This window comes from Dehalobacter sp. TeCB1, from assembly GCF_001707455.1.
In the GTDB taxonomy this organism is placed as follows: domain Bacteria; phylum Bacillota; class Desulfitobacteriia; order Desulfitobacteriales; family Syntrophobotulaceae; genus Dehalobacter; species Dehalobacter restrictus.
Map to the genome: position 1 here is coordinate 8,394 of NZ_MCHF01000053.1, position 3,784 is coordinate 12,177.

At 43.8% G+C, this 3,784-nt stretch carries 2 protein-coding genes and 2 pseudogenes; all 4 read left to right on the forward strand.

The genetic code is table 11. The features are described 5' to 3' along the window. Positions 1-1,174 (forward strand): annotated as a pseudogene (locus A7D23_RS11500) (hypothetical protein); the annotation flags it as partial. A gap of 167 nt (positions 1,175-1,341) precedes the next feature. Continuing rightward, positions 1,342-2,475, forward strand: coding sequence for a glycosyltransferase (locus A7D23_RS11505; protein WP_025205095.1), 1,134 nt, complete (start codon positions 1,342-1,344; stop codon positions 2,473-2,475). Positions 2,476-2,546: 71 nt separating this feature from the next. After that, positions 2,547-3,335: a hypothetical protein gene (locus A7D23_RS11510; protein WP_025205097.1), complete on the forward strand. Its 789-nt coding sequence runs from the start codon at positions 2,547-2,549 to the stop codon at positions 3,333-3,335. A gap of 42 nt (positions 3,336-3,377) precedes the next feature. Continuing rightward, positions 3,378-3,784 (forward strand): annotated as a pseudogene (locus tag A7D23_RS11515) (hypothetical protein); the annotation flags it as partial.

A 3,784-nucleotide genomic window follows, 5' to 3' on the forward strand; every position in this document is an offset into this window, starting at 1 on the left:
ACTGGTCGAAGGCATCTACACGACCTTGGTCAGCTCAACGTTCAGCCTAGGTGAGATCAAATCCGAAGTAGCAGCGATCGAAGGAGCGGTGTTCAGCCCAACATTCGGTTTGGCGGAAATCAAGACAGAAGTATTCAGCATTGGTACCCTGGTCGAAGGGATTTACACGACTTTGGTAAGCTCAACCTTTAGCCTAGGTGAGATCAAGTCTGAAGTAGCCGCGATCGAAGGAGCAGTATTCAGCCCGACATTTGGGTTGGCGGAGATCAAGACCGAAGTCTTTAGCATTGGTACCTTGGTCGAAGGAATCTACACGACCTTGGTAGGCTCGACATTCAGCCTGCAGGAAATCAAGTCCGAAGTAGCCGCAATCGAGGGAGCGGTGTTCAGCCCAACATTCGGATTGGCGGAAATCAAGACAGAAGTCTTTAGCATTGGAACGTTAGTCGAAGGAATCTACACGACCTTAGTAAGCTCAACCTTCAGCCTAGGTGAGATCAAATCCGAAGTAGCAGCCATAGAGGGAGCAGTGTTCAGTCCAACATTTGGGTTAGCCGAGATTAAGACCGAAGTATTTTCAATTGGAACCTTGGTTGAAGCCATTTTCACGACAGTAGAAAATTTGTCCGGGAGCACATTTATCGAAGCAATCTATACAGCAGTCTATAGCCCGACGTTTGGGTTGGCGGAGATCAAGACCGAAGTCTTTAGTATCGGTACCCTGGTCGAAGGCATCTACACGGCTATTTATAGCCCGACCTTTGGTTTAGAAGAGATTAAAACCGAAGTATTTCAAATATTGAAACAAAGTTTCAGTCAGGATTTGACCACCGGTATTGCTCAACGGGATAATCCGAATAATAATGACGATTTTTACGTCGAGGTTTTGAACAATAGAACAGCTACTGTCAGTGTGACGCTTACAGTCTTTGATTTTTCTTCAGGCACGGGGATCTCGGCACTTGGGACACCAACGCTACTGACCATTGGGCCAGGCAATGTAATAGAATTTGCTAGTTTGAATCTTAATGCAACAGTCTTGAATAGGTATGAGGTTACACTAACCAATGTCACGGATGGAATCTATATTTGGTCGGCTTTTCGGCTGGCCAGTGGGGAATTGAGCCCGGCGAATACCTTCAGAGCGGGTGAATTTGTACCGCTTCTGCCCTAATAACAAAAACACGCTGGGGGAAAGCTTCATTTCAGCGTCATTAAATCAAATTCTGTTTTTCATCCGGTCAGCGATCAATACGCTGGCCGGATGCTTATAATCAAATAAGAATTGAAAACGTTCCTTATTGTTTGGCATTTGAATATAGTAGCAAAGAGGAGGGTGCTATGATTACCATCAGCTTATGTATGATCGTCAAAAATGAAGAAGAACATCTGCCCAATGTCCTTCATTGTGTGAAGAATATTGTAGATGAAATCATCGTGGTGGATACCGGTTCGGATGACAAAAGCAAGGAAATTGCTCGCTTGTACCAGGCCGGAATCTATGACTGGGATTGGACGGACGATTTTGCGGCTGCCAGAAATTATTCCTTTGGCAAGGCAACAATGGATTATATCCTGTGGCTGGATGCTGACGATATTTTGGAACATCAGGAACAGCTTGCCCTGCTGCAATTGAAGCATGTGCTTAATCCCAATGTGGATGTTGTGCTGATGAAGTATTGTGTGAACACCGGGGTAATAGGAGATTCCATGTCAACTTTTTACCGGGAACGACTTGTAAAGCGGAGCAAGAATTTCCAGTGGCGTGAGCCGGTACACGAGTATCTGGATTTTAACGGCGAAATTTTAACGACAGATATCTGTATCTGTCATGCCGGCACAAAGTTCAATTCGCCAAGGAATTTACGCATTTATGAAAAAATGCTGGCCGAAGGAAGAAAGTTGAACGCCAGAAACAGTTACTATTTTGCTAGAGAACTCTATAACTGCGGGCGATTGGCAGAAGCCATCCACTATTTTGAGGATCTGTTAGTCGGCAGTGAAGATATTATGCTTTATTATCTGGATGCGTGTATCCGGTTAGCTATTTGCTATGCTGCCCAAAACAATCATGACAAAGTGCTGGATTCCCTGCACAAAAGTTTTAAGTACGATATACCGCGGGCTGAAGTTTGCTGCAGGCTTGGTTATTATTATAAGAGCAGAGAAGATTATAAAAAGGCCATTTTTTGGTTTGAACTGGCTACTAAATTGAAAAAACCGAATCAAACATGGGGCATGGTTGAACATGATTGTTGGGACTTTATCCCTTATACGGAGCTTTGTTCGTGCTATTACCGGGTGGGGCATCCCAAAGAAGCCTTATACTACAACAGCTTGGCATTGGAAACAAAGCCGAAAGATGCGATGAGCCTGAGTAACAAAGCTTTCCTGGAAGGTGTAATAAAAGGATCATCCCCTGTTTCACCTGACGCATTGCATGAGTCGCTAAATTTACTGTATCCAAAGAGTTAATATTGCCAAGTAACAGATTCCGGAGTTTTGCATATTTTGTAGTACAAGTTTAATAAATGGAGGTAGAAAAAATGGCATACTTTCCCGATCTTTGCAGTAGGTTGGGCTCGGCATCTTTTACTGCGATCAATGACTCGGAAACCTTGACACTCGGCAGCAGGATCTATACGTTTTTAGATACTCTTGGAGCAACACCTCCCGCGGGAAATGTTCATATCGAGATCCAAGCTGGATTGGCTGACACAGTAAAATTATTAGCCAAAGCGATCCGAGGCGAGGCGGATATCAGTATTCTATATGCAGCAGGCGAGAGTAATAACCCTGAATGCACAGCCTATTGGACAAGTCAGAGATTTGCACTTGACGATGTCCAAGTGACGGCAGGTCAGAATGTTTATATTGTGGAAAGAGAAGAGGATTCCAATACACCCATAACCCTGTCAACAACATGTAGCGGCTGTTCTCTGAACTCTTTAAGGCGTGCCGGCTTTTCAAGGTATTTTCTTGATGGAAACAATGCAACAGATGCTCAACAAAGTATAAGAGGTTCCTACCAGATGATTCTGCCAATAAATTTTGTTGGCCTTGCGTATACAATTAATTGTATTAATAAAATTTATTGCTCGATGAGTTCTGCAAGTTGTATTGAAATTGACTTATACCGGAGCCCTGATGAAGTTACTTTTACCAGAGTCGTAAGAAGTACGAGTTTTCCGGGTGCATCATATGGCGCACTAATATGTGAAGATGTGGATTGTGATTCGATATCAGCAAATGAAGGGCTTTATTACCGACTTGGCACCGATGGAACTGATCCGACAAATTATATCGATATCAAAGTCTCCTATGTGGCGGTGTAGTAACAGAATGACAATGGTCTTGTCTTGAAAGGGGAACAGTTGTTGAAAATTGCCTGCTTTTCCGCATCACCGATCATGAAGTATGGGCTGATGCCTGGTTTTGAAAAAAATGGAGAGGAAACAAAAATATTCCCTATGGCCTGTATGGGTGACGAAATGGTGACTCTGGAATTGGACGGACAGGTTATCCGCGTTCCCTATACCGAGCAGGACAAGATTAATAGCTATATTGGCAAATGCGTAGCCCAATATGGACCGGATTACGTTATCCTGGAAGGCTATCAGGGGGAACTGGCACTTGGCATTTCCATGGCCTGTGAAAAGTATGGCTGTGGGTTCATTTACTGGAGTATTGAAGATCCGGTGGGTTTTGCTAGAACACTGCCTATAGCAAAAATGGCCGATATTGTATTTACGACCGCTTTGGAGTGTATCCGTGAATACCGGAA